Raw genomic sequence first — 23,646 nt, forward strand, 5'->3', positions numbered from 1 at the left:
CCGCTATCGTGCGCTTCGAAACAGAAATGTTGGCCTCCTCCTTGTCAGGTTCCTACCCTAACAAGGAGGAGGCTAAGCCCGCTCACACGATTCTTGTGTGGTTAACCCTGTACGCTGGCCGCCTTAGCGCTCGGAGCTGGCAGACCGGCCGCCGCGTAGGCTTGTGCCTCGTCGAGGGTTTCGTGCTCCATGAGCGCGTCAACGATCGCATCCAGCTTGTCCCGGTTATCTTCCAGCGTCTGCAGCGCCTCGGCCTGGCATTCGGCGATGATCCGCCGGGCTTCGTCGTCCACATCCTTGAGCGTCTGCTCGGAAATACCCAGCTGGCGCGGGTCCACGTCCTGCTGCAACACGGACATGGCGCCGACTTTCTCGGACATGCCCCAACGGCCAACCATCGTGCGCGCAATCTTGGTGACTTGCTCCAGATCGTTGTCGACGCCCGACGTCGTCACGCCATACACCGTCTTTTCGGCAGCCCAGCCGCCAAGCGCGCCGATGATACGCCCGCGCAGGTAGTGCTCGTCGAAGCCGTAGCGATCCTTCTCCGGCGTGGAAACCGTAACGCCAAGCGCCCGGCCACGTGGAATGATCGAAATCTTACGTACCGGATCGGCGCCTTCGCGCAGCATTCCGAGCAGTGCGTGCCCGGCCTCGTGGTAGGCCGTTTTACGTAGCTCGTCCGGGTCGATGAGCACGTCGCGTGCCGGGCCCATCTGCACCTTTTCGAGTGCCTCCATAAGATCGCGTTGGCTCACTGCGTCGGCTTCCCTCTTGGCCGCACCGATCGCCGCCTCGTTGACGAGGTTCGCAAGCGCCGCACCCGTCATACCGGGCGTCACGGCTGCTACGGCGTGCAGGTCGACGTCGTCGGCAAGCGGAACGTTACGCACGTGCACCTTGAGAATCTGTTCGCGCCCATCCGCGTCCGGCGCGTGCACCTGGATCGTGCGGTCAAAACGACCGGGGCGCGTAAGCGCCGGATCGAGCACGTCCGCCCGGTTCGTCGCAGCCATGACGACCACGCCTTCCGAACCGTCAAAGCCGTCCATTTCGGTCAGGATCTGGTTGAGAGTCTGTTCGCGTTCGTCGTGACCTCCGATCGAGTTCGCTCCCCCGCGAGCGCGGCCGATCGTATCGATCTCGTCAATAAAGATGATCGAGGGCGCAACCTTACGGGCTTCCTCGAACAGTTGCCGCACTCGCTGGGCACCCACGCCCACCACCATTTCGATGAACTCCGAGGCGCTTGCCGAGAAGAACGGCACCTCAGCCTCGCCGGCTGTTGCCCGAGCGAGCAGAGTCTTACCCGTGCCCGGCTCACCGGTGAGGAGCACGCCGCGCGGCGGCTTCGCACCCAGCTTGGCGTACTTGTCCGGGTTTTTAAGGAAGTCGACCACTTCGGCCACTTCGTTTTCCACTTCGTCGATGCCGGCGACGTCGTCGAACGTCACCCGTGTGGGCTCGGCCGCGGCAAACTTCTTCTTACCCGCACCAAACATTCCCATCCCGCCGGCGTTCTTCAGCGCGCGGCGAGACATCCACCACCAGAACAGCATGAAAATGATGAGCGGACCGAAAGCGAGCAGGAAGTTACCGAGGAAGCCTCTCTGCTGCACGAGCGGAGTGGCGCGCACGTCAGCGCCCGAGCTTTCGAGCTCGGCCAGCAGGTCGTCGTCGGCGAACGTGGGACGCTCGGTGGTGAACGACTGGAACTTCACTTTGCTGTTATCGGGGTGTGCCACCGGTTCCTTCAGTTTTCCCTCAATAGAATCACCGCGCGAATACACTTCAGCAACGTTCGAATTTTCTACCTGCTCTTTAAAATCGGTGTACGACAGCGAGACGGGCTGGGTCGAGATATCTTGTATAGAAAACAGTGCGAAAAATGCGCCCCACACCGCCATCATGACCAGCAGGACCTGCCACCACGGGCGCCCTCCGCTCGTGCCCGCCGATCCGGAGGCGATCTTTCGCCCGTCTCCGGCGCTTAACCCTTCTACGCGCCACGGCTTTGGCGCCTCTTCCTTCTTATCTTCCATTCGTGTCCGCCTGTCTGTTTTAGTCACTAAAAATGCGGCGTCGCGCCACGCCGCTGTTACGTTCAGTATGTCGGAATTTCCACCGTTTTCAGCCGCTTTCTCAACGCCTTTTACCGTTGGTGAACATTGTTAGCCGACGGCATAAGGCGCATCGGCAGGCAAGGCGGGCATAGAGGCGGGCATAGGTGGAATAATTGGCACCGAACAAACGTCTATGAGGGAGGCTCCCGTGAAGATCGCACTCGTGCTCGGTTCCGGAGGTGCTCGCGGCTGGGCACACATCGGAGTCCTCGACGAACTTGAAGCCCGCGGCCACGAAGTAGTGGCGATCTCGGGTGCTTCGATTGGTTCGCTCGTCGGCGGAGTGTACGGAGCCGGTAAGCTCGCCGAGCTCAAAGAATGGGTGCTCGGCCTGAGCAAATCCGACGTCCGCTCCCTGCTCGACTTCACCATCGGCGAGCCCGGGCTCATCAAAGGTAAGCGGGTGCTCGCCGAGATCGAAAAGGTGACCGGCTCACCCGATATCGAAGATTTGCGGGTCCCGTTCACCGCCGTCGCCGTCGACATCATCTCCGGGCGGGAAGTCTGGTTCCAACGTGGCCCGTTATTCCGGGCCGTGCGCGCCTCGATCTCGATTCCTACCGCGTTCACGCCGGTACGGATAGGAAATCGCTTGTTGGTCGACGGCGGTCTGCTCAACCCGCTGCCGGTCGAACCGACACTATCCGTTGCAGCTGACGCCACGGTCGCCGTCGACCTGCGCGGCCCAGCAGCCACTCATCCCCGCGAAGTGCTCTCCCGTGACGACCTCAAACTCGGCGCAGAAGGCGAAGACTCCTGGATGACGAAGAGCTGGGAACGCGCCAAACGCTCACTGCTGGAAACCGAGTTTTTCCACCGGCTAGAAGAAAGCTGGGGCGCCCGATTCGGCGACGCCGCCAGCGCCTCAGATAACACCTCGGGTAGTGAACCACTGCCCGAAAGCCTACGCACGATGGAAGTAATGGCACTATCTTTGCGCGTCATGCAAGATGCGATCAACCGCTACCGCGCCGCACCCAACCCCGTGCCCGCCACGGTCCGCATCCCCAAGGACGCCGTCGGCGATCTCGACTACCACCGGGCCGCCGAACTCATCGACATGGGGCGCACAGCGGCGATCAAGGTCTTCGACGAGACGGGAATCTAGCCGCTGCCACAGCCCTATACTGGCCTCGTGTGGCTCATCGTGATCGCGTGTGCGCTTGCCTGCGAAGTGTGGGCACGGCGTGAACCCCGCGCTGCCATCCTCCCGTGGCTGGCTGCTGGCACGCTTTCCGCGCTCGCCATCGCCACGCTCCACAGCGTCTTCCACGTTCCATTTGGCGACGCCGTCACCGCGGCAGGCGCACTCGCACATATTGCTTTCGGCGCGTGGCTCCTCGTGGCCGCACTCACCCCGTACGTGCACAGGAAACCCACTCAAAAACTGTTCTCCGGCCTGCTCGGCGGGGCGATCGTCTCCATCTCTTGCGGCCTGAGTATTCTCAACCCGTCCGTGAACGCGCTGATCGCCACACCCTTACGAGCGGTGATCGCCGCGGCCGGCATTAACGGTGTCCTGTTCTATGGTTACGTCACCTATTCGATTCGCTACCTGCACATTGCCGGCCAGCACGCGGATTTAGCGCCAACCCCCGGGGCAGTCATCGTGCTCGGAGCCCGCACAATCAACGGCAAACCCAGCCGCCTCCTTCGGCGCCGGATCGACCACGGCGTGCGGCTCGTACGCGAATACTGGAATCACGGCGCAGACATCGCGTTAGTGTTCACCGGCGGCTCGCCCAGTGGAGGCCTGGCAGAGGCTCACATCATGGCCGACGCCGCTGTGGCGGATGGGGTGCCACCGCAGCGAATTCTCATCGAAGACCGCTCAACCACGACAGCCGAAAACTTCCTCTACACACAGGCGCTCTTGCGTAACGCGGGGGTCGCCGCGCCGTACGTGGGCGTGACTAACGATTTTCACGCCTATCGAGCAGGAATCCTCATGCATCGTGCAGGCCTGCCCGGTATCTGTGTGGGCGGGCGGGCAGGATCGGCCTCGGTTGCGTTAATCGTGCGCGAATACGGCGCCTACTGCCTCGAAACTATTGCCGCGCTACGGCGTCGTCAGCCATCTTGACGTGCACGAACCACATGAACAACCCCACAAAGATGCCACCGCCCACGATGTTACCCAGCGTGACGGGGAGCAGGTTATCGAAGAAGAACGCGGGAGCAGTGAGTGTAGATTGCGCGTCGGCTTTCGTGAGATCGGCCGCGAGCGCTGGCACAGACTCCCAGAACTGCGGGCCTGCGACCTCGGTGATGAGGCGCGCCGCGGGGATGAGGAACATGTTCGCCACCGAATGCTCAAAACCAGTGGCCACGAACAGGGCAATCGGCCCGACGATACCTAAAATCTTGTCGGTAACAGTGCGCCCCGCATATGCGAGCACCACAGCCAAACAGACCATGACGTTGCAGAACATCCCCAGCAGGAATGCTTGCGGCCACGTGTGCGAAACCTTCGCCATCGCCGTCTGGATCGCGGCCACGCCCCACGCACCCCCGCCTTGCATGTACGTGCCCGCGCCTACCAAGCAGGCCGCGAGCGCTAGGCCGCCCAGGAAGTTGCCGCCGTAGACGACGGCCCAGTGGCCAGCGAACCGGCCAGGTGATATCTGCTTGCGAGTCAGCGGTACGAGGGTCATTGTGGTGGACGTGAACAGGTCCATTCCCGTCAGCACCACGAGGATGAGCCCTACGGAAAAGGCGACGCCACCCAAAAACTTCGCTTCGCCGATCCACGGGGCACCAGCCGCGCCTTGCTGGGTAGTGATGTAAAAGGCGAAACCCAGACCAATCATCACGCCCGCGGCGACCGCGAGCACGAACATCCTGCCCCACCGGTTCGTTGCCTTACCGAGCATCTGCTCGGCCAAATACTCGGCAGTCTCCTGGGGGCTGCGCGCGCGGGTAAGATCCATTATTGCCTTTCTTCAAGGTTCGCAACAGCACGCTCGAAAGCGGCAGTGGCACGCTCACCAAAAGGAACAAAGATGACGGTGATGTTCATCTCCGATTCGCTGAGGGTCTCAGTGACGGTCTCGACGGCAATGCGTGCGGCGTCGTCCATTGGCCAACCATACACGCCCGCCGAGATCGCAGGAAACGCCACCGTGGTAGCGCCCAGATCCGCGGCCACCTTCAACGATTCCCGATAGGCGGAGGCCAAAATATGTGAACGATCTTCGCTGGTCGAATACACCGGCCCCACGGTGTGAATCACCCAGCGTGCCGGAAGCTTGCCCGCCGTCGTCGCTACCGCCTGCCCAGCCGGAAGACCGTCGGGCAAAACCGTTGCTCGCAGCTCCTTCGTCGCGGCAAGGATCTCCGGTCCGCCCACGCGGTGAATCGCGCCGTCCACTCCCCCGCCGCCGAGCAACGTCGAGTTAGCAGCGTTCACGATCGCGTCCGCCTCAACCTGCGTAATATCCCCCGGCTGAATCTTGATCTCCACTGTTCCCCCTCACCTGGCTGTAACTCACTCTTTAGCCCACTCTACGCGAGCACCTCGAGCGTTCACGCTGCCCGAAAAAGCTGAACAAACGTGCAGGAATTTGGGCGATTATATTGATATGGTCAAGATTGCATGAGGCTCAAGCCTTACCACCTATCTCACGAAAGGAATTACGTTGCGCACGTTAATCATCCGGGCACATCCACTCGAAGCTAACGCTTCCCGTTCAATGCAGATGACTGACGCGTTTGTAGCGGCATTCAAAGAAGCCCATCCCGAAGCTCAGGTCCAAGAGCTGCGCCTGTACGAAGTGGCGATCCCGGAAATCGATCTCGATCTGTTGACCGGCTGGTCGGCCCTCGGCTCCGGCGAACACTTCGCGCACCTGACCAACGCACAGCAAAACAAGATCACACTTTTCAACACGTACACCCAACAGTTCCTCGACGCCGACGTGGTGGTTATCGCCAACCCGCTGTGGAACCTGTCGATCCCCACGCGTTTGAAGGCGTGGGTTGACACCGTCGTCGTCTCGGGCACCACGTTCCGCTACAACGAACAGGGCGAAGCCGAAGGGCTTGCCCGCGGTAAGCGCGTGATTCACCTGCAGGCATCCGGCGGTCACTTCAACGCGCAGGATCCCGCCTGCCGCTACATCAAGGGCGTATTCAGCTTCATCGGCTGCGAGGTCGATCAGATCGTGGCCGAAGGCATGGATCACGAACCGGACCGCGCCGACGACATCATGGCCGGCGTATTCGACAAGATCCGCGAACTCGCACGCAGCATCTAAACTAACGACGACGCGAATAGGGCGCCCTGTCAGTAGGGCGCCCTTTGCGCTATCTCAACGCACTATTCGTAGGGCGAGTCCTCACCGGGCGTCCACGTCACGCCGGGGCCGCCCCACTTTTCGCCCTTCATCACGTGAGCAACCCGCTTGGCAAGCTTGCCGTGTAGCCGGTCAACAAAAATCCGCCCCTTGAGGTGGTCGTATTCGTGTTGCAAAATCCGCGCGAACCAGCCGCGTGCTTCGAGCTCGTACCACTCACCGTTTTCATCTTGCGCGCGCAACAGCGCGTAGGGTGACCTGCGCAGCGGGAAAGGGTAACCAGGAAACGACAGGCATCCTTCCGACTCCTCATACTTATCGGGCTCCCCGATCTCGACCGGCTCTATGAGCAGGCTCGGATTAATCGCCACCCCGCGTTCGGGCCCGTCGTGGTCGTCGTACACCCACACAAACATCGCCTTATCAAGCCCGATCTGCGGAGCGGCAAGCCCCACGCCGGGTGCCGCCACCGTGGTTTCGTACATGTCATCAACCAGCTGCTTCAGGTCGTCGTCGAACACTGTGACCGGTTCAGACACCTTATGCAACACCGGGGAACCATAAACGTGAATGGGATAGATCATGGTCTTAGACTATGTCATCTTTCACCCAATTCACGACACTCGTACTACACTTGCCGCTTTGGTATAAACGAAAGGACCATCATGAAACAAGCACTGAACGGTTTTAAGGATTTCATCGCACGCGGCAATGTCGTCGACCTGGCGGTCGGCGTCATCATCGCCGGCGCGTTCAGCTCTATCGTCACGGCGCTCAACGAGTCGGTGCTCATGCCGCTCATCGCCGCGGTGTTCGGCAAACCCAACTTCGACCGCATCTGGACCATCCATCTCAACGGCGCAACGATCCTGCCCGGCACGCTCATCACCACGGGCGTGAACTTCCTTATCATCGCCGGAGCACTCTATTTCTTCGTCGTGTTACCGATGGGCAAGCTCAGCAAGTCGAAGGCCGACGACGACGCCGAACCAGAACAGCCCGTCAAGACCGACGAAGCACTTTTGCTCACGGAAATCCGCGACCTGCTCAAGCAAAACCAGGGCTAGATCACGACGACGTCGGCGGCGCTACGGCGTCGTCGTAACTATGCCGCTGTCAACACGTCGGCGACTGCCTTGTCTACTTTCCGGTCGGCAGGCCAGAGCTTACGCCCGATGAACGCGATGAGCAGGCCGGCCACGGCGCTCATGACGATCGTGCCACCGGGGCGTACGTCCACCGTGTACGAGATCGTCAGGCCGGTCATCATGTAGAGCACGCCGAGCGCGACCGAAACGATCATAGCGCTGCGGTAGCTGCGGCACACGATCAGGGCAGTCGCCACCGGCAAGACCATGAGGGACACGACGAGCAGCGCGCCCACGACCTTGGCCGACATCGCAACCGTCACGGCGGCGAGAGTGGTGAACGCCCAGTTGACCAGGTAGACGTTGGTTCCGGATAGACGGGCAAGCGTCGGGTCGACGGCGATATCCAGCTGGCTGCCGTAGAACATGATCGACATGATGACGACCAGGACGAACACGACCGCCGTCGCGTTCTGATCAAACATGGTGACCGCCGTGATCGAACCGAACAGGTACGATTCAAAACTGCGCCCGGATGGTGCCAGATCGGATAGGAGCACGGCCGTTCCCAGGCCGGCTGACAGGGTGACGGCGGTTGCCATGTCACCGTATTGCGGCCACTTATGCCGAATGATCTCAATGAGGTAGGCGCCCAAGACCGCAGTAATAATGGCGCCCGTCACCGGATTAAAGCCGGCGATGAGCCCCAGCGCAACGCCCGCAAGCGACGTGTGCGACAGCGCGTCCGACATCATCGACGTCCGCCGGTTCACCATGACCACACCAATCAACGGGATCGCAACCGCGAGCATCGCGCCGACGGCGAACGTGCGGCGCACGAACTCCAGCTCGATAAGCAGATCAATCATCTAACAAGACCCCTTCTTCCATGCGGTACGTGGCAGCCACGTCCAGGTGACGTTCGACCAGCGCGACATCGTGGGTGACAACAAAAATCGCGATCCCGCGGGTGCGGCCCAAATCGCGTAACAGCTCGAGGAACCCAACCCGGCTCTCGCGATCCACGCCAGCGGTAGGCTCATCGAGCACCACGAGCTTCGGATCAGCGAGCAGCGCCCGGGTGATCATGACGCGCTGCTGCAAGCCACCAGAAAGCTCCCCGAACGGCACGTCCAAATATTCTTCAAGCCCCATGGTGGCAAACAATTCGCGGGTTGCTTCCAGGTGACGCTTGCGCGGAATCTTAATCGGCCCGAAATCACGTGCGAGGCCTTGGACGGCGAGCTCTTCCGAAGTGATCGGGAACGAAATTTTGGACACGACGTTCGTCTGCGGAACGTAACCAACATGCTCAAGGCCCCTCCGCGTGCTAACCTCCTGGCCCAGCACACTCAGTTCACCGCCTGAACGTGCCAGCTCGCCAATCACCACTTTGACCAGCGTTGACTTGCCACAACCGTTATCACCGGTCAGCACCACGGTCTCACCGGGCTTCACCCGAAGGCTCACCCCGCGCAGCACTTCGAAACGGCCATACGAAAAAGTGATGTCCTGAGCGTAAATAGCATCACTGGATGACATTGTCATACTGTCCTTACTTGATAGATTCGGCGAGGTTAGCCAAATTCATTTCCATATAGGCGATGTAGCCGCCCTCGTAAAGCTCGTCCCTCGGATTGGTGTGCTCCATCGATGCCAGTGGCAGCACACGGCCGTCGACTTCTTCAACGACGATCTGAATCCCCGGATCTTGCACGCCATACTCTTGATAGACCGTGTCAATACCGGCCTCGCGTACGTACCTGATCGAATAGACGAGCGAATACAAACTCGGCGCCTCGTTCGTCGTCAACCCCTGCAAACTCAACTGTTGCAAACCGAAATCGCGGGCAAGGTAGCCAAACGCGTTATGACTGACCACGAACTCTTTCTGCTCGGCCTCACTAAACTTTTCTTTGTACTCGGCTTGCAACGCCGTAATTTCACGGACGGTGTCGAAGCGGTTCTTGGAAAATGTTTTCGCATGCTCGGGGAACTGTTCGCTCAGCGTACTCTCGATCGCGTTACAGTAACGCTTCGCGTTGATGACGGACATCCACGAATGCGGATCGAACGTGATCGTGTCAGTTCCCGACGACGAACCATCAATCACCGGCACGGTCGGCATTTCCGTGCCATCTTCTTCGACGATCCGATAGCTCAAAATATCTTGTGACACCCGGTCGGCAGCGAAATACCAATTCGCATCCCCCTCGGGCACTTTAAAACTCACTGTGCCCGATTCGTGGCCCATCGCGATGTCGAGCACTTCGCCGTCGACGAGTTCAAAATCTTCCTTTTGCGCAACCGGAGTGCCTTCGCTCTCCATGGTCTTCCTGCCAAGCTTGACCAAGTCGTCTTGAGAGGTTCCCTCCGGCGCGGTGAAGAACACGGCGCGCATATTCTTCTCATGCGTGTGGCCAAACACGAGCCGGTAATTATCACCCGGAACCAGCGGCGAGGCAGCCAAATACTGGAACTCGCCGATCGCGGCAGCACCCTTATAGGTAATAAGATCCACGTATTCGCTGAGCTTAAGAATCGGCAAATCCGGGAAATTCTGCTCAACCTGCGGCAACCATGCTTCCATGTTCGCGCCGTTAACAACGAGCAGATCAGCCTCTGCCAACCCCTTCATCGCCTGCGGCGACGGCTCCCACATGTGGGGATCATGCCCGTCCGGCATGAAAGAGCGAACCTCGATCTCATCGCCGGCGACTTCCTCGACAAGGCTGCGAATAGGGTAAAACGATGCATAAACGACCGGGCGGCCATCAGATGGGCCATGCTCCGTGTCTACCCCGCCGGGCGAACACGAAGCCGCCGCGGCGGCAAGTGCCGCCGCGGCGATCCCGAGAAATGCTCTACGTGAAAGAGACATCTCAGTAACTTCTGCCTCCGTTTGGCTTATCAGTGATCGTGGTGGAAGATCACTTCAGCAAGCTGCTCGTCGGTGCCTTCCTTCGGGTTCACGAAAGTCGGGAACCAGTGGTCGTTGTCCGGGTTGACAACGGCATCCAGATCATCGCCGTAGCGCATGTGGAAGTGCGCCAGCGATTCCTCACCGTGCAGCTCCATCAGAGCAACGTACTTGTACTTGGCGCCTTCGCCACCTTCGAAGATGAACCAGGAGAACTCGTGGTCATCATGCTTACCAACCTTGACCTCGGTGAACTTGTATTCGCCACCGTCAGCAGCCTTGGTTGCATCGGCGTCGTCAAGTCCGTCGAAGAAGTTGATGCGCTCGGCGTCAACAACGAAGCCAGCGAAATCGGTTTCGAGCGTTTCACCGACTTCTTCCATAATCTCTTCGTAGGTTTCGCCGTGCTCCTTCGCAGCTTCTTCTGCGTGCGGCTTCATGGAATCCTTCTTGGAAATCGCATCGAGCGACACCCAGGTGCCTTCCCAATCAGCAAGCGTGGCCTCGGCCTTGTCACCGCCGTTGCCGTCGGTGGCCTCGGTCGTCTCTTCAGTTGCCGGCGCGCTGGTCTCCGGCGCCGTCGTCTCTTCCTTACCGCCGTCGTCGTTCGAGCAGGCGGTCATGCCAAGCGCGAGAGCCGCCGCGAAAAACGCTGCTGCGGCCGCGCGTAGTGGTCGGCGAGTAGTCATTCATACCTCCGTTTTTATCAGTAACCGGTTGGTTACCATCAGTCCGGCGAACGAATAGTCCGCCATGCGTGTACACCGGCAGGCTTATGATGAGTCAGCCGCCGATGTATTTAGGTTAGCCTAACCTTTTCTAATTAAACAAGGTTAAAACCAAAGAATTACCTACCTCACCAAAACAGGGCGAACCGCGCACACCGCCGACGTCCACAAAATGAAACGGGCGTTCCACGCTGTGGATGGTTGGTATCATCAATAACCACGCGGCAAAGTGGCCACGCGCCACGTGCCCCAGATTTTCGCACGAAGGATCATGATGAAGAAGAAGCTCGTTGCTCTGGCGGCGGCTGCCACACTTGCGCTGGCAGCGTGCGGCTCAGATTCGAAAGATAACTCCGGCGCCTCAGGCGCAGATTCGTACAACATTGGCGTCACCCAGATCGTCACCCATGCCGCACTTGACGCGGCGGTCGACGGGTTTAAGGCCGCGATCTCCGACGCCGGCTTGGACGTCACGTATAACGAGCAGAACGCGAACAACGACCAGACCGTCGTCGCGTCCATCGCCGGATCAATGGCCGGTGGCGACTACGACCTGGTGCTCGGCGTCGGCACACCCATGGCCCAAGGGCTCGCACAAGCAATCACCACGACGCCGGTGCTCTTCACCGCCGTCACGGATCCGGTAGGCGCCGGGCTGGTTGCAAACGCCGACGCCCCGGGAGCAAACATTACGGGCACGACGGACGCCAACCCGGTACGCGAACAACTTGAGCTGGTCAAGGAAATCGTGCCGGACGCCAAAACGGTCGGCATCATCTACCACTCGGGCGAAGCAAACTCCCAGGTGCAAGCCGACTGGGTCGCCGAAGCCGCTGGCCCCCTCGGCCTCACGGTGAAGGAAGCCACCGTCATCAACACCTCCGAAGTGCAGCAGGCAGCCGACTCGCTCGACGTCGACGCCATCTACATCCCCACCGACAACACGGTCATCTCCGCACTCGACTCCGTCCTCCAAGTGGGCGAAACGAAGAAGATCCCCGTCTTCGTCGGCGAAGGCGACTCCGTCAAGAGCGGTGCGCTTGCCACCTACGGCATCGCCTACTACGAACTTGGCTACCAGACCGGCGAAATGGCCGTGCGCATCCTTACCGAGGGCGCCGACCCGGCCACGATGGCAGTCGAAGCACAAAAGGAACCAGTGCTGTACATCAACACGTCCGCCGCCGAGCGCATGGGCGTCACCTTCCCAGATTCGGTGCTCGAGCGCGCCAAACCGGAAAACACCTTCAAATAAGGCGCGCCCGGGTGATTCGGCTCGTGCGTGCCGGTGACCTCGCGCGTGCTGGTCATCAGGCCTGGCGCGTGCGAGCGGTTCGGCGGGGCGATCTGGCCCTCCTGCGCGAAACTCGGCCGCGCACCGCGGAAAAACACTGCTGAAACAGATAGAAGGAACACTATGGTAACTGCCATCGAACTTGGCTTGCTCTACGCGATCATGGCGCTCGGCGTCTATCTGACGTTTCGCATCCTTGAATTCGCTGACCTCACCGTGGATGGCAGCTTCGCCACCGGCGCGGCCGTCTCCGCGATCACGATCGTCAACGGGGTGGATCCGATACTCGCCACGATCGCCGGCTTCGTATCCGGCATGATCGCCGGTGCGATCACCGGTATTTTGCACACGAAAGCTAACATCGACGGGCTTCTTGCCGGCATCCTCACGCAGATCGGCCTGTACTCGATCAACCTGCGCATCATGGGCGCAGCCAACATTTCGCTGCTGCGCGAAGACTCCCTGCTGTCAGGATTGCGCGACGCCGGCCACCTCGGCACCGGCTCGTGGACGGGAACGCTCATCCTGCTGCCCGTCGTCGTCATTGTGCTTGCCATCATTGTCTGGTTCTTACACACGAGCCTCGGCCTGGCCATGCGCGCTACCGGCGACAATCCCGAAATGATCCAATCCTTCGGCGTCTCTACTGACGTGCAAAAGATCCTCGGCCTATCGATCTCCAACGGCTTGGTGGCGCTGTCCGGCTCGCTCATCGCGCAATACCAAGGCTTTGCCGACGTCTCGATGGGTATCGGCATCATCGTGGCCGGGCTCGCATCTGTGATTATTGGGCAGGCCATCATCGGCCGGCTCACCGTGCCACGGGCCGCCACCGCCGTCGTCCTCGGCGCGGTCCTCTACCGGGTAGTTATCTACCTCGCCATCGAAGCCGGCCTCAACCCGAACGACACGAAGCTGATCTCCGCGGTTCTCGTCGTGCTCGCCCTCGTGTTGCCGCAGTGGTCGGTCCTCAAACGGGTTCCGCGCGCGTTCCGCCCCAAGCACGAGGACGCGTTGCAAAACCCTGAGATTTTACCCGACGACGTCGTCGCGGCAAGCGTCGCAGGCGGTTCCGAAAACGTGGTGGGCGGCGGACGTGACGGCGGCCAGACTGATGGTGCGAGCCGGGCGGATGGTACGAGCCGGGCGGACGGCGTCGTCGAAAAGGCAAGGAATAAACATGCTGAAGCTACGGAACATTAACAAAACTTTCTTTCCGGGCACGGTGAATGAGCGGAAGGCCGTGGTCGACGTCAATCTTGACCTGCCCGAACGCGATTTCGTGACGATCATCGGCTCGAACGGTGCGGGAAAGTCGACGCTGCTCAACCTGATCTCGGGGTCGTACCCAGCGGACTCGGGCACTGTGCAGATCGGCGGCAAGGACGTGTCGAAGCTGACCGATTTTCAGCGGGCCGCCTATGTGGGGCGTGTGTTTCAGAACCCGTCGGCGGGGACTGCGCCGCACATGACGATCGAGGAAAACCTGGCGATTGCCTACGAGCGCGGCAAGAAGCGTGGCCTGCGTAGGGCGGTCAATAAGAAGCGTCGCGAATTCTTCCGCGAGCAGCTGGCGATTCTCGAACAGGGCCTGGAAGATCGGCTCGACGATTGGGTGGGGCTGCTGTCGGGCGGGCAGCGGCAATCGCTGTCGCTGCTCATGGCCACGTTCACGCACCCGCAAGTGCTCCTGCTCGACGAACACACGGCCGCACTCGACCCGCAACGAGGCGAGCTCGTCACACGGCTGACGGAGGAACTCGTCGCGCAAAATAATCTGACGACCCTCATGGTCACACACAACATGGAACAAGCACTCAGCCTCGGCAACCGCCTCATCATGATGCACGAAGGACGGATCATCATGGACGTGTCCGGAGCCGAGAAACAGTCCATGACCGTACCCGACCTGCTCGAACGATTCGCATCATTCAGCGGTGGCGCCGGGCTGTCCGATCGGACGATGCTGCAGTAAGGGCTAGTGCTGGCGGTGGTGGCTGCTGGTGCTGGTGTTGCTCGTGCCGGTGGTGGTGTGCTGGCTGGTGGTGGCTGGCGGTGGTGGCCGTGGTGGCCGTGGTCGAAAACTTTTCCACAGCGTGCTTAGCGGGAAGTTCTCCACGTGATCGAACACATACAGAACGCGCGTTCGAAAATTGGTAGGATAGTGCTAAGCCGTTCGAGAGACGGCAAAAGTATCGTCTACCCGCGTTGGAGCGCTGGTGTTTGGCACGGAGGAGGTGCGCTATGGCTGCCGCAGCACTTGATTTGTTTTCGGCTTCGGAAGAGCCGGATGGCGGGGCGCCTCGTTCTGTGTCTGGGAAGTGTCCTGTAGGTGGCGCGGGCTCGGGTGATCGTGCCGTAGAGGGTGCGGGTTCGGGTGATAGTGCCGTAAACGGCGCGGGGTCCGGGCGTCGGTCCGATTCTTTGGGCGCGGCTGATTCGCTTAGGAAGCTGCAGGCTGTCGTCGATTTGCTTGATGAGTTATGCCAAGAGAAGGTCAGCGATCTCTCGGGCGCAGAGCTGCTTCAGTTCTCCGAGTTGCTCGCGTCCGTTCGCGCCCGGACCGACGCCCTGCACTCCACCACATTGGTCAGGGTAAAGGATACCGGTGATTTTAGGTCTACCGGATCGCGCACGCTCGCCGAGTTTGAGCGCAAGATTAGTCGCACCAGCCTCGCAAACTCACGGACTACGGTCAAGCGCGCCGAAGCTCTTCATGATCATCTTGCTGACTTCAATGCCGATCTCCAGCAGGGCAAGATTTCTACGGGTCATATTGATGTGCTCACCCGTGCAACGCAGGATCCCCAGCTTAAGGAGAAGCTTCTCGATCCCGAGGATGGCGCCGCACAGCTCCTTGTCGCGGCACGCTCGATGGACGCCGGGCGGTTCACCAAGCGTGTGCGAGCCTGGGCAACCAAGCACGCTCCTTCACGTGCCGAGCGTGAAGCCCAGGCGCAGTTTGAGGAGCAAACGTTAGCCTTCGTCGAGACTGAGGGTGGCTGGAAGATCAAGGGCCAGCTTGATTCGCTTAACGGCCAGATTGTCAACAATGTTTTGACGAGCGCCATGGGAGTGCCCACCGCCGGCGATCCGCGCGGGCCGCTCGAGAGGCGGGCCGCCGCACTGGTCGAGATCTGCCAGCGTGTAGCCCAAGATAAGGATGTCGCATCCCTTGGCAACGGTGCTGCCCACATTACGGTACAGATTCCCTTCGACACCCTGGTCACCGCCGAAGCCCGAGCAAAGATCGCCAGCCGGTCAGCCTCCGTTCAAGGTACCGCGGCGCAAGACCGCGAAAGCGGTGCTACCGGTGGGTACGGTGTTGTCCGTGGTCACGGTGCTGTCGATCGCAGCGGTCGGGCCAGTGACGGTCGGGCCAGTGACGGTCGGGCCAGTGGCGTTCAGGTCGTCGGTGGCGAGGTTATCGGTGGCGAGGTTATCGGTGGCGAGGTTGCCGGCCGTCACGGCGGCGCCGGCGAACTTACCGGCGGCGAGGTCACCAGCTCCGCGCATCCCGATCCGGAAACGTTAGGTTGCGTCATTGCCGAGATTCGTGCCGGGATTGATCCCGATTTGTTTGCGGGTCTCGAGCCGGCGACTCTCGACGACGGCACGCCCCTCGTCCCAAGTCAACTCCTCACCCTACTTTGTGGTTCGCGATTATCGCGGCAGATTTTCACACCGGATGGAATTGTTCTCGATCACGGTCAGGCAACCCGATTATGCACAAATGGCCAACGAAGAGCAGTGATCGCCCGCGATGGGACCTGCCGGTTCCCCGGCTGCGACCACACTCACCAAGCCTCCGAAATCCACCATGCCATCCCATGGCATCAAGGTGGCCCCACCGACATCGGCAACCTCATCATGCTCTGCTGGTATCACCATCAGTTCGTACACCAGAATGACATCACGATTTATCGGCACGAAAACGGGGTGTCGTTCCGTGACGACGCCGGATACTGGTACACCGAACGAGGGCGGGAACGGCGTTAGCCCGGAAACGAGGTTAGCCTTCGGGAATGCTGTTCGTCGTCGGCGCTAAGAGCGGTCCGTCAACGGCGCCCGCATCGCGACGTTGCCGAACTCAGCGAAACTGAGCCCCTCGTAGATCGGCCGCCCGGCCGGCGTCGCCAACAACTCGGCGCGGGTCGCGCCCCGGCTGCGCCCCCAGTCGAGCACCGCCTGCGTCACGGCGCGGGCGAAACCCCGGCCGCGCGCCTCCTCCCGGGTCACCACCGTATTGACGTAGACATCGACACCCGAAGGATTGCCCGCCGACGGGATCGTACGCCGAATCTGCCCCACGCCACACGACACCACACGGCCCTTCCACTCGATGAAGAAAATACCCAGATCGGGATCATCGAAATTGGCGGCAAACCAGGCCCGAGCCGGCTCCAGCCACGACTCATCAACCTTTGCGCCCATCGCCGCGAACATCACCGCCCGCATCTCGACCACCATCTCCAGATCAGCAGGCGTGGCCCGGCGGAGCCTTCCTTCCACGGCTTCCACGGCTTCCACGGCCGACATCAACGGCGCGGCGGATGGCCCGACACGATCGACAACCGGTTCATCGCACCGATCATGATCGTATTCCACGCGATCGCTGACACCTGCTCGGGCGTAAACGCGTCGCCAGCGATCTCGAGCGCACGATCCATCGCCAACGTGTCATCCACGCGGGTCACCTCTTCGGCCAACGCCAACGCCGCCCGCTCCTCGTCCGTAAACGGCGACTTCTTCTCCTGCCACGACGTGAGCAAATCGAGCTTGCGCTGCGGCACCCCCGCCTCACGCGCCACATCCATATGAATCGACAAACAAATCAAACACCCGTTAATCTGCGAGGCGCGCACCTTGACGAGCTCAACCAGATCGAGCCCCAGCCCCGCCTCCTCGGCCGCATCCGATGCTGCCTGCGACGCCGCCGCGAGCGCCTTAAAAACCTCCGGATGCACCTTGTCGATATACAGCCTCTTCATAACAGCGATTCCTTTTCTCCTCTACGCCGATGGCTTCGACGGCCACGGCCCACAAACATCTTCGACGACACTATACTGTAACTGCAATAATAAAAGATTCAACGATTTTGTTTGTAGGAGTTTATATGACGACCCTGTCCGACCTCATCCATGCCCGCCGCTCCGTCTACCACATCGGCACCAACACCGAACATACCGCCGAGTCCGTTGCCGACGCGCTCCGTGGCATCATCACCCGCCTCCCTTCGGCGATGAACAGCCAGACCACCCGCCTCGTCGTCGTCAGCGGCGACAACAACACGAAGGTGTGGGATTCGATCCACTCCGACCAAAAAGGAGCCCTCTCCCCCGACATGTACGAACGCTTCGCCCCACGCTTCACGCAAGCCAAACAGGGCCTCGGTACCGTGCTCCTCTTCGAAAGCCGCACCGCGGTTGAGAACATGGGCCTCAACCCCGCTCGCAGCGAAATCTACAAAGAGAACAACCATGCGATCACAGCCCTCGCCGTCTGGCTGCAACTCACCGAACTCGGCCTTGGAACCTCGCTGCAACACTTCAACGTCGGCTACGAATCGGGCATCCGCGAACTGCTCGGCCTGCCTGACGACTTCGAGATGCTCGCCCAAATGCCCTTCGGCTCCATCGAGACTCCCGGAGCCGACAAGCCTGCCCTCGATCCGAACGAACGGGTGATTCTGGCCTAACTGACCGTCTCGAAATGGCGCACGCGGCGCCGCGGCGGGCTAAAGTGTATCCGGAACCTATTTTCACAAAGGAGGTACACGTGAGCACAACTCCCACGCCTTACGACGACGCGAAGGCGCAGCTCAAGCGTGCACAGGAAATCCTCGGATTTTCTGACGACGATTATGACCTTTTAGCAACCCCGCGCCGCGAGGTGACCGTTGCGGTACCCGTCCAGCGCGACGACGGCACCGTCGAAGTGCTGCAGGGCTACCGGATTCAGCACAACTGGAGCCGCGGGCCGGGCAAGGGCGGCATCCGCTACGCGGCCAACGTGGACATGGAAGAAGTTCGCGCGCTTGCAATGCTCATGACCTGGAAGGCGGCCCTGCTCAACCTGCCCTACGGCGGCGCGAAGGGCGGCATCGCCTTCGACCCGGCCGACTATTCGCAGGCCGAGATCGAGCGGATCACCCGCCGCTACGTCCATGAACTCCTGCCCGTTATCGGCCCCGAAATCGACATTCCGGCCCCCGATATTGGCACCAACGAACAGACGATGGCCTGGTTCATGGACACGTACTCGCAGGCCGTGGGCTACACGAGCCCCGGCGTCGTCACCGGCAAACCCGTCTCGCTTGGCGGCTCGCTCGGCCGCGCGGAAGCAACCTCACTCGGCGTCTACATCACCACACGTGCCGCCCTCGAACAGCTGGGCATCGCCGAAAAAGACGCCACGGTTGCCGTACAGGGCTTCGGTAAGGTCGGGCGTGGCGCGGCCCGCTTCATGGACGACGCCGGCATGAAGGTCGTCGCCGTTTCCGACGTCTTCGGCGCGGTCTACAACGCCGACGGCATCGACACGGCAGCCCTTGCCGATCACGTTGATGAGACCGGGAAGGTCGTCGGTTTCGCCGGCGCCGAGGCGATGGATCCCGCCGAACTGTTGCTACTCGATGTCGACGCCGTCGTCCCGGCCGCCGTCGAAGCGGTCATCACCGGCGACAACGCGGCCAAGGTCAAGGCAAAGATCGTGGTTGAGGGTGCGAACGGGCCGACCACGGCCGCCGGTGACGAGATCCTCAACGCGAACGGCGTGCTCGTCGTGCCCGACATCCTCGCAAACTCGGGCGGCGTGCTCGTCTCCTACTACGAATGGGTACAGTCGCGCGACAACTTCTTCTGGGACCTCGACCGGGTCCGCGAGTCGCAAGAAACGGCCATGCTCGCCGTGTGGGACGACGTCGTCGCCTTCGCGAAAGAACACGACATCAACCTGCGCGAAGCCGCCGTGTCGATGGCCGTGAAGCGGGTCCTCGACGCGCACAATATGCGCGGCCTGTTCCCGTGATCGGACCGCTAACTTAGCGTCGGCGGGGCTTGTTGCACCTTGGTGTGGCAGGCCCCGCCTTCTTTTTAAACGTTGAACACGAAAAGGCCACATAGGGCAAAGTAAGCCAGATAGATTCACAAATCTGAACCGTTGATATGGCGGGCACGGTCACAGCCAAGGCAGCGAATTCTCGGTTCGCGCGTACTTAAATCTCTCAGGCGTAAAGTACCCGATATGATGTCCGCCCCACCACAACAAGAACTCTGCGGCCGTTTCACCGTTGTGTTCATACTTGAACGCACAGTCTTCCGAGGCTCGCACCCACTGTCAGGGAACTTGAAGTGGCTTGATTTCGGCCACCTCTCCCGCGATGCGATCCTCGGCGACCTCGAGGTCGTACCGGCTCTGCAGATTAAGCCAGAACTGTGGCTCGACCCCAAAGTACTTTCCGAGCCGAAGCGCAGTATCCGCCGTGATCCCGCGCTTGCCGTGGACGATCTCGTTAATCCGGCGAGGCGGCACGCCGATCGACACAGCAAGCTTGTGCTGGGTGATTTCGAATCCCTCAATAAAATCCTTCATCAAGATCTCACCCGGATGAATGGGGGCATAAAGTTTTTCAGTCATCGCTCGCCTCAGTGATAGTCCTCGATTTTAACGTTTTCGGGTCCAGCTTCGGTGCACGCTCACGTCACCACACGAGCTCCGTGTCACGGTCGCCAAATGATCTGATCACACAACCAGTATCGCAAAACTTAACGCATCGCGTCAATAACGCTAAACGTTAAACGCGAACTTGACAACGTCGAACCTGTAGCGCAGTTAGTACGAGGCCCCTCGACGACTCGAATTGAGTCATAAACATCGCGTTGCAAGTGGGTCTCTGCTGAAACTTAGAGGTGCGTCTTTCTAATGAAACGAAGCCTAGCCTGCAATTCGTCCCCTAGACGTTGAACATGAATTCGACGACGTCGCCGTCGGCCATGACGTAATCCTTGCCTTCCATACGGACGCGGCCGTGCGCACGGGCTTCGGCGATCGAACCGTATTCGTCCAGCTCGTCGAACGACACCACCTGCGCCTTGATGAAGCCGCGCTCGAAATCGGTGTGAATGACGCCGGCCGCCTGGGGTGCCGTCCACCCCTTGTGGATCGTCCAAGCGCGGGCTTCCTTCGGGCCGGCCGTCAGGTAGGTTTGCAGGCCGAGCGTGTCGAAGCCGACGCGGGCCAGCTTGTCGAGCCCCGCCTCCTCTTGGCCGGTAGATTCCAGTAGCTCGCGGGCCTCGTCGTCGTCCAACTCGACAAGCTCCGACTCGAACTTCGCATCCAAGAAGATCGCCTCAGCCGGCGCCACAAGCTCGCGCAGCTCGGCCTGCATCTGTTCGTTGGCGAGGCCGTCCTCGTCGGTGTTGAACACGTAGATGAACGGCTTGGTGGTCATCAGATTGAACGACTTGAGAATCTGCTGATCGAGGTGCCGCCCGGCCGCATACAGGGTTGTGCCCTCACCGAGGATGTCGAGGGCCTCTTTAGCGGTGTCGACGACGTCGGCGCTGATCTTCTTGCCCGTCAGCTCCTTTTGGAGGCGCGGCAGCTGCTTTTCGAGGGTCTGCATGTCGGCGAGCACGAGTTCGGTGGTGATCGTGTCGATGTCCGACTTCGGATCGACCTTGCCGTCCACGTGGGTCACGTCCGGATCCGCGAACGCGCGCGTCACCTGGCAGATCGCGTCCGCCTCGCGAATGTTAGCCAAGAACTGGTTACCCAGCCCCTCCCCCTCCGAGGCCCCACGCACAATGCCAGCAATATCAACGAAAGACACGGTGGCCGGCAAAATCTTTTCAGAGCCGAAAATCTCCGCCAGCCGTTCCAGCCGCGGGTCGGGTAACGGCACCACGCCCACGTTGGGCTCAATCGTGGCAAACGGATAGTTCGCCGCCAAAACGTTCGCGCGGGTGAGCGCGTTAAACAAAGTCGACTTGCCAACGTTAGGCAATCCAGCAATTCCAATGGTTAAAGACACGCGCCCATTGTACGGGCAATGTCCGCACTTTTCCGAACTGGACCCCACGCCGACGGCGTGCGCGGCGAGGCTCCGCTGGGCGCCGCCAGAGCTCAGCCGGGCGATACGGCAAGGCTCTGCCGGGCGAAATGGCGTCGTAGTCCTGTACTGTTAACTTTGTGGTGCGAGAAATCAAATCTTTCATTTTCTTCAGCGTCGGCGTTGCCATGTTGGCAATCGGCCTGGCATTCATCACGCAAAGTGGACTGGGGACGTCGGCGATTGGCTCGCCCATGTGGGTGTTCTCGGTGCTCACCTCGTTGAGCTTTGGAATGTGGAATTTCATTTTCAACGTGGCCTTCGTGGTGCTCCAATGGGTGCTGCTACGCAAAGATTTTCCGCTGTGGTATTGGATTCAAATACCGATCGCCATGTTCTTCTCCGGCATCCTCGACCTGACGATGAACCTGCTCGCCCCATACGTCCCGCAACAATACCAAGCTCGCCTGCTCTTCCTATTCGCCGGCGTGTTTATTGTGGCCGTTGGCGTGGCATTCGAGGTTGCGACCTCGAAATATTTTCTACCCGGCGAAGGGATCGTGAGCGCGATCGCGAAAGTGGGCGGCTGGCCGTTCCCCAAGGTGAAGGTAATCTTCGACGTCTCACTCGTCGCATTCGCAATCGTCGCCTCGCTCCTACTTTTCGGGCGCGTTGAAGGTGTGCGTGAGGGAACCGTGATTGCCGCCGTGTTCACGGGCGTGATCGTCGGCTGGATTCAACGGCCCATCGACGCCGCGTACGCGTGGTTCGTAGGGGCGCCGCCGAGCGACGCCGAAAGCCGGTAAGGCTGGCGTGACGGCGAGAGCCGGCAGGGCTGGCACGGCGGCCGATTTTGTCGGAGGCCTGTTTTAGGCTTCGATTATGACGATTTCTCTTGTTGCTTTGATGTGCGTCATCATGGTTTGCCTGGCGGTGGGCGCAGCAGCCGGGTTCTACGTGGGACGTGGGCGGGCACGCGACGCCGAGGCTCGGGCGAACGACGCCGCCGCGAAGCTTGCCGGCGCCGAGGTACGGGCCGCTGCCGCCGAAGCCCGCTCCGACCAGCTGCTCGCCGAAAACGAAGGGCTTATTAAACGCGCACGCGATGACGCCGACGTCCTCCGCGCCCTGACCCCCATCACGAAGCAACTCGACCAAGTCGATGCTCACATGCGCCGCCTCGAGTCGGCCACGGCCGCGCGGCATTCGGAGGTCGTCACACAGTTGAAGCGAGAAGCGGAAGTCACGAAAGAACTGTCGGATACCACGACGTCACTCAACGCGGCCCTACGTTCCACGAGCGCTCGCGGCCGTTGGGGTGAGGTACAGCTGCGCCGCCTCATCGAAGCGGCGGGCATGGTCGAACACGTCGACTTCGATACCCAGGTAGGGTCGGCGCGCTTTACAAACGGGGCGGAAACGGCCCTACGCCCCGACGTCATCATCCACCTGCCTGGCGATGGGCATATTGCAGTCGACGCGAAAGTGCCCATGGATTCGTACCTGGAGGCGATGGAACTACCCGCTGGGGATTCGGCCCACGCAAAGCAGCGCGCCGACTTGTTAACACGGCACGCGCGTGCGATGCGCGGGCACGTAGACGCGCTCATCAAACGCAACTATCCAGCCGACTTCCCAGATTCGCCGCAAGTAACCGTCATGTTCCTCCCGGCGGAATCACTTTTAGCTGAGGCCGTCCAAGCCGATCCCACGCTACTCGACCACGCCCTGACCAACGGAATCCTGCTCGCCGCCCCGTCCTCGCTGCTCGCCCTGCTGCGGTCGATCGCTTCGGTGTGGAGCTCGTCGGCCACCTCGGCCGAGGCCCGCGAAGTAGTGCGGCTCGGGCGAGAACTCGTCGACAGGCTCTCCGTGTTCGTCGGGCACATGGACCGGCTCGGACGTTCCCTCGGCGCCTCCGTCAACCACTACAACAAAGCGGTGAGTTCACTCGAAACCCGGCTCCTCACAAAGGCGCGCCAGCTCGGATCACTATCCGCCGAAGGCCTCGAATCACCCACGGACATATCTGGCGACTCCGGGCAGATACGCGAGTTTAGGGCACCGGAAGTCGCAGGCGTCGAGAGCCCGGCCGAACCGTCAGGAAACTAGCGAGCCAACGACCGACGGCGCGCATCAGAGCGAT

Annotated in this window: 24 protein-coding genes; 12 read left to right on the forward strand and 12 right to left on the reverse strand. The window is 60.8% G+C overall.

The genetic code is table 11. The annotated features are described in order from the left end of the window. Window positions 1-101: 101 nt before the first annotated feature. Window positions 102-2,042, reverse strand: coding sequence for an ATP-dependent zinc metalloprotease FtsH (gene ftsH, locus EL234_RS03280; RefSeq protein ID WP_126416127.1), 1,941 nt, complete (start codon window positions 2,040-2,042; stop codon window positions 102-104). A gap of 229 nt (window positions 2,043-2,271) precedes the next feature. On the opposite strand from ftsH, the gene EL234_RS03285 reads away from it, so the two are divergent. Together EL234_RS03285 and EL234_RS03290 are read left to right on the forward strand one after the other, a co-directional pair. Further along, on the forward strand, window positions 2,272-3,231 hold the full coding sequence (locus EL234_RS03285; protein WP_164712321.1) for a patatin-like phospholipase family protein: 960 nt from the start codon (window positions 2,272-2,274) through the stop codon (window positions 3,229-3,231). A 27-nt stretch (window positions 3,232-3,258) separates the two neighbouring features. After that, window positions 3,259-4,206, forward strand: a complete 948-nt coding sequence (locus EL234_RS03290; RefSeq protein WP_164712323.1) for a YdcF family protein — start codon at window positions 3,259-3,261, stop codon at window positions 4,204-4,206. Here the strand turns inward: EL234_RS03290 and EL234_RS03295 are convergent. Both EL234_RS03295 and EL234_RS03300 read right to left on the reverse strand, forming a co-directional pair. Beyond that, complete coding sequence (locus EL234_RS03295; protein WP_126416130.1) at window positions 4,172-5,053, reverse strand: formate transporter FocA; 882 nt, start codon at window positions 5,051-5,053, stop codon at window positions 4,172-4,174. The two genes, EL234_RS03290 and EL234_RS03295, sit on opposite strands and share 35 nt — an antisense overlap. Next, window positions 5,053-5,586: an O-acetyl-ADP-ribose deacetylase gene (locus tag EL234_RS03300; protein WP_126416131.1), complete on the reverse strand. Its 534-nt coding sequence runs from the start codon at window positions 5,584-5,586 to the stop codon at window positions 5,053-5,055. Before EL234_RS03300 ends, EL234_RS03295 begins: the two co-directional genes overlap by 1 nt. 175 nt (window positions 5,587-5,761) lie before the next feature. On the opposite strand from EL234_RS03300, the gene EL234_RS03305 reads away from it, so the two are divergent. Further along, entirely contained in the window at window positions 5,762-6,379 is a 618-nt protein-coding gene (locus tag EL234_RS03305) for an FMN-dependent NADH-azoreductase (protein WP_126416132.1), read from the forward strand. A 62-nt stretch (window positions 6,380-6,441) separates the two neighbouring features. On the opposite strand, the gene def is transcribed toward EL234_RS03305, so the two are convergent. Then, a complete protein-coding gene (gene def / locus EL234_RS03310) occupies window positions 6,442-7,002 on the reverse strand; it encodes a peptide deformylase (RefSeq protein WP_126416133.1) in 561 nt (186 codons plus the stop codon). 81 nt (window positions 7,003-7,083) lie between these two features. On the opposite strand from def, the gene mscL reads away from it, so the two are divergent. After that, window positions 7,084-7,485, forward strand: a complete 402-nt coding sequence (gene mscL / locus EL234_RS03315; protein ID WP_126416134.1) for a large conductance mechanosensitive channel protein MscL — start codon at window positions 7,084-7,086, stop codon at window positions 7,483-7,485. Window positions 7,486-7,523: 38 nt separating this feature from the next. On the opposite strand, the gene EL234_RS03320 is transcribed toward mscL, so the two are convergent. From EL234_RS03320 to EL234_RS03335, 4 genes are read right to left on the reverse strand one after another with little or no spacing between them, the layout of a single operon-like run. Next, entirely contained in the window at window positions 7,524-8,375 is an 852-nt protein-coding gene (locus tag EL234_RS03320) for a metal ABC transporter permease (RefSeq protein ID WP_126416135.1), read from the reverse strand. After that, window positions 8,368-9,048, reverse strand: a complete 681-nt coding sequence (locus EL234_RS03325; protein WP_164712325.1) for a metal ABC transporter ATP-binding protein — start codon at window positions 9,046-9,048, stop codon at window positions 8,368-8,370. The genes EL234_RS03320 and EL234_RS03325 overlap by 8 nt, the downstream gene beginning before the upstream one ends. Window positions 9,049-9,061: 13 nt before the next feature. Beyond that, complete coding sequence (locus EL234_RS03330; RefSeq protein WP_126416137.1) at window positions 9,062-10,387, reverse strand: metal ABC transporter solute-binding protein, Zn/Mn family; 1,326 nt, start codon at window positions 10,385-10,387, stop codon at window positions 9,062-9,064. A gap of 29 nt (window positions 10,388-10,416) precedes the next feature. Beyond that, the gene (locus EL234_RS03335; RefSeq protein WP_126416138.1) at window positions 10,417-11,115 is read right to left on the reverse strand and encodes a ZinT/AdcA family metal-binding protein; all 699 of its coding nucleotides are present in this window, start codon (window positions 11,113-11,115) and stop codon (window positions 10,417-10,419) included. A 310-nt stretch (window positions 11,116-11,425) separates the two neighbouring features. On the opposite strand from EL234_RS03335, the gene EL234_RS03340 reads away from it, so the two are divergent. The 4 genes from EL234_RS03340 (at window position 11,426) to EL234_RS03355 (ending at window position 16,447) form a co-directional block, all read left to right on the forward strand. Further along, a complete protein-coding gene (locus EL234_RS03340) occupies window positions 11,426-12,409 on the forward strand; it encodes an ABC transporter substrate-binding protein (RefSeq protein WP_241969071.1) in 984 nt (327 codons plus the stop codon). Between the two features lie 162 nt (window positions 12,410-12,571). Further along, the gene (locus EL234_RS03345; protein WP_126416139.1) at window positions 12,572-13,651 is read left to right on the forward strand and encodes an ABC transporter permease; all 1,080 of its coding nucleotides are present in this window, start codon (window positions 12,572-12,574) and stop codon (window positions 13,649-13,651) included. Then, the gene (locus EL234_RS03350) at window positions 13,629-14,423 is read left to right on the forward strand and encodes an ABC transporter ATP-binding protein (protein ID WP_126416140.1); all 795 of its coding nucleotides are present in this window, start codon (window positions 13,629-13,631) and stop codon (window positions 14,421-14,423) included. The genes EL234_RS03345 and EL234_RS03350 overlap by 23 nt, the downstream gene beginning before the upstream one ends. 269 nt (window positions 14,424-14,692) lie before the next feature. Next, complete coding sequence (locus tag EL234_RS03355) at window positions 14,693-16,447, forward strand: HNH endonuclease signature motif containing protein (protein ID WP_126416141.1); 1,755 nt, start codon at window positions 14,693-14,695, stop codon at window positions 16,445-16,447. Window positions 16,448-16,492: 45 nt separating this feature from the next. Here the strand turns inward: EL234_RS03355 and EL234_RS03360 are convergent, their stop codons facing one another. Both EL234_RS03360 and EL234_RS03365 read right to left on the reverse strand, forming a co-directional pair. Beyond that, the gene (locus EL234_RS03360) at window positions 16,493-17,056 is read right to left on the reverse strand and encodes a GNAT family N-acetyltransferase (protein WP_164712327.1); all 564 of its coding nucleotides are present in this window, start codon (window positions 17,054-17,056) and stop codon (window positions 16,493-16,495) included. Further along, the gene (locus tag EL234_RS03365) at window positions 16,987-17,439 is read right to left on the reverse strand and encodes a carboxymuconolactone decarboxylase family protein (protein WP_126416143.1); all 453 of its coding nucleotides are present in this window, start codon (window positions 17,437-17,439) and stop codon (window positions 16,987-16,989) included. The genes EL234_RS03360 and EL234_RS03365 overlap by 70 nt, the downstream gene beginning before the upstream one ends. Before the next feature lie 125 nt (window positions 17,440-17,564). Between EL234_RS03365 and EL234_RS03370 the strand changes: the two genes are divergently transcribed. Beyond that, complete coding sequence (locus EL234_RS03370) at window positions 17,565-18,146, forward strand: nitroreductase family protein (RefSeq protein ID WP_126416144.1); 582 nt, start codon at window positions 17,565-17,567, stop codon at window positions 18,144-18,146. Window positions 18,147-18,226: 80 nt separating this feature from the next. Continuing rightward, a complete protein-coding gene (locus EL234_RS03375; RefSeq protein WP_241969072.1) occupies window positions 18,227-19,477 on the forward strand; it encodes a Glu/Leu/Phe/Val family dehydrogenase in 1,251 nt (416 codons plus the stop codon). A 309-nt stretch (window positions 19,478-19,786) separates the two neighbouring features. Here the strand turns inward: EL234_RS03375 and EL234_RS03380 are convergent, their stop codons facing one another. Together EL234_RS03380 and ychF are read right to left on the reverse strand one after the other, a co-directional pair. Beyond that, window positions 19,787-20,086 (reverse strand): HigA family addiction module antitoxin, encoded by a 300-nt coding sequence (locus tag EL234_RS03380; protein ID WP_126416146.1) that lies wholly within the window; start codon window positions 20,084-20,086, stop codon window positions 19,787-19,789. Between the two features lie 316 nt (window positions 20,087-20,402). Continuing rightward, window positions 20,403-21,482 (reverse strand): redox-regulated ATPase YchF, encoded by a 1,080-nt coding sequence (gene ychF / locus EL234_RS03385; protein WP_126416147.1) that lies wholly within the window; start codon window positions 21,480-21,482, stop codon window positions 20,403-20,405. A gap of 158 nt (window positions 21,483-21,640) precedes the next feature. Here ychF and EL234_RS03390 point away from each other — a divergent pair, with 158 nt between their 5' ends. Both EL234_RS03390 and EL234_RS03395 read left to right on the forward strand, forming a co-directional pair. Continuing rightward, window positions 21,641-22,306: a YczE/YyaS/YitT family protein gene (locus tag EL234_RS03390; protein ID WP_126416148.1), complete on the forward strand. Its 666-nt coding sequence runs from the start codon at window positions 21,641-21,643 to the stop codon at window positions 22,304-22,306. 76 nt (window positions 22,307-22,382) lie between these two features. Further along, window positions 22,383-23,612, forward strand: coding sequence for a DNA recombination protein RmuC (locus EL234_RS03395; RefSeq protein ID WP_126416149.1), 1,230 nt, complete (start codon window positions 22,383-22,385; stop codon window positions 23,610-23,612). Window positions 23,613-23,646 lie beyond the last annotated feature (34 nt).

The organism is Trueperella bialowiezensis, from assembly GCF_900637955.1.
In the GTDB taxonomy this organism is placed as follows: Bacteria; Actinomycetota; Actinomycetes; order Actinomycetales; family Actinomycetaceae; genus Trueperella; species Trueperella bialowiezensis.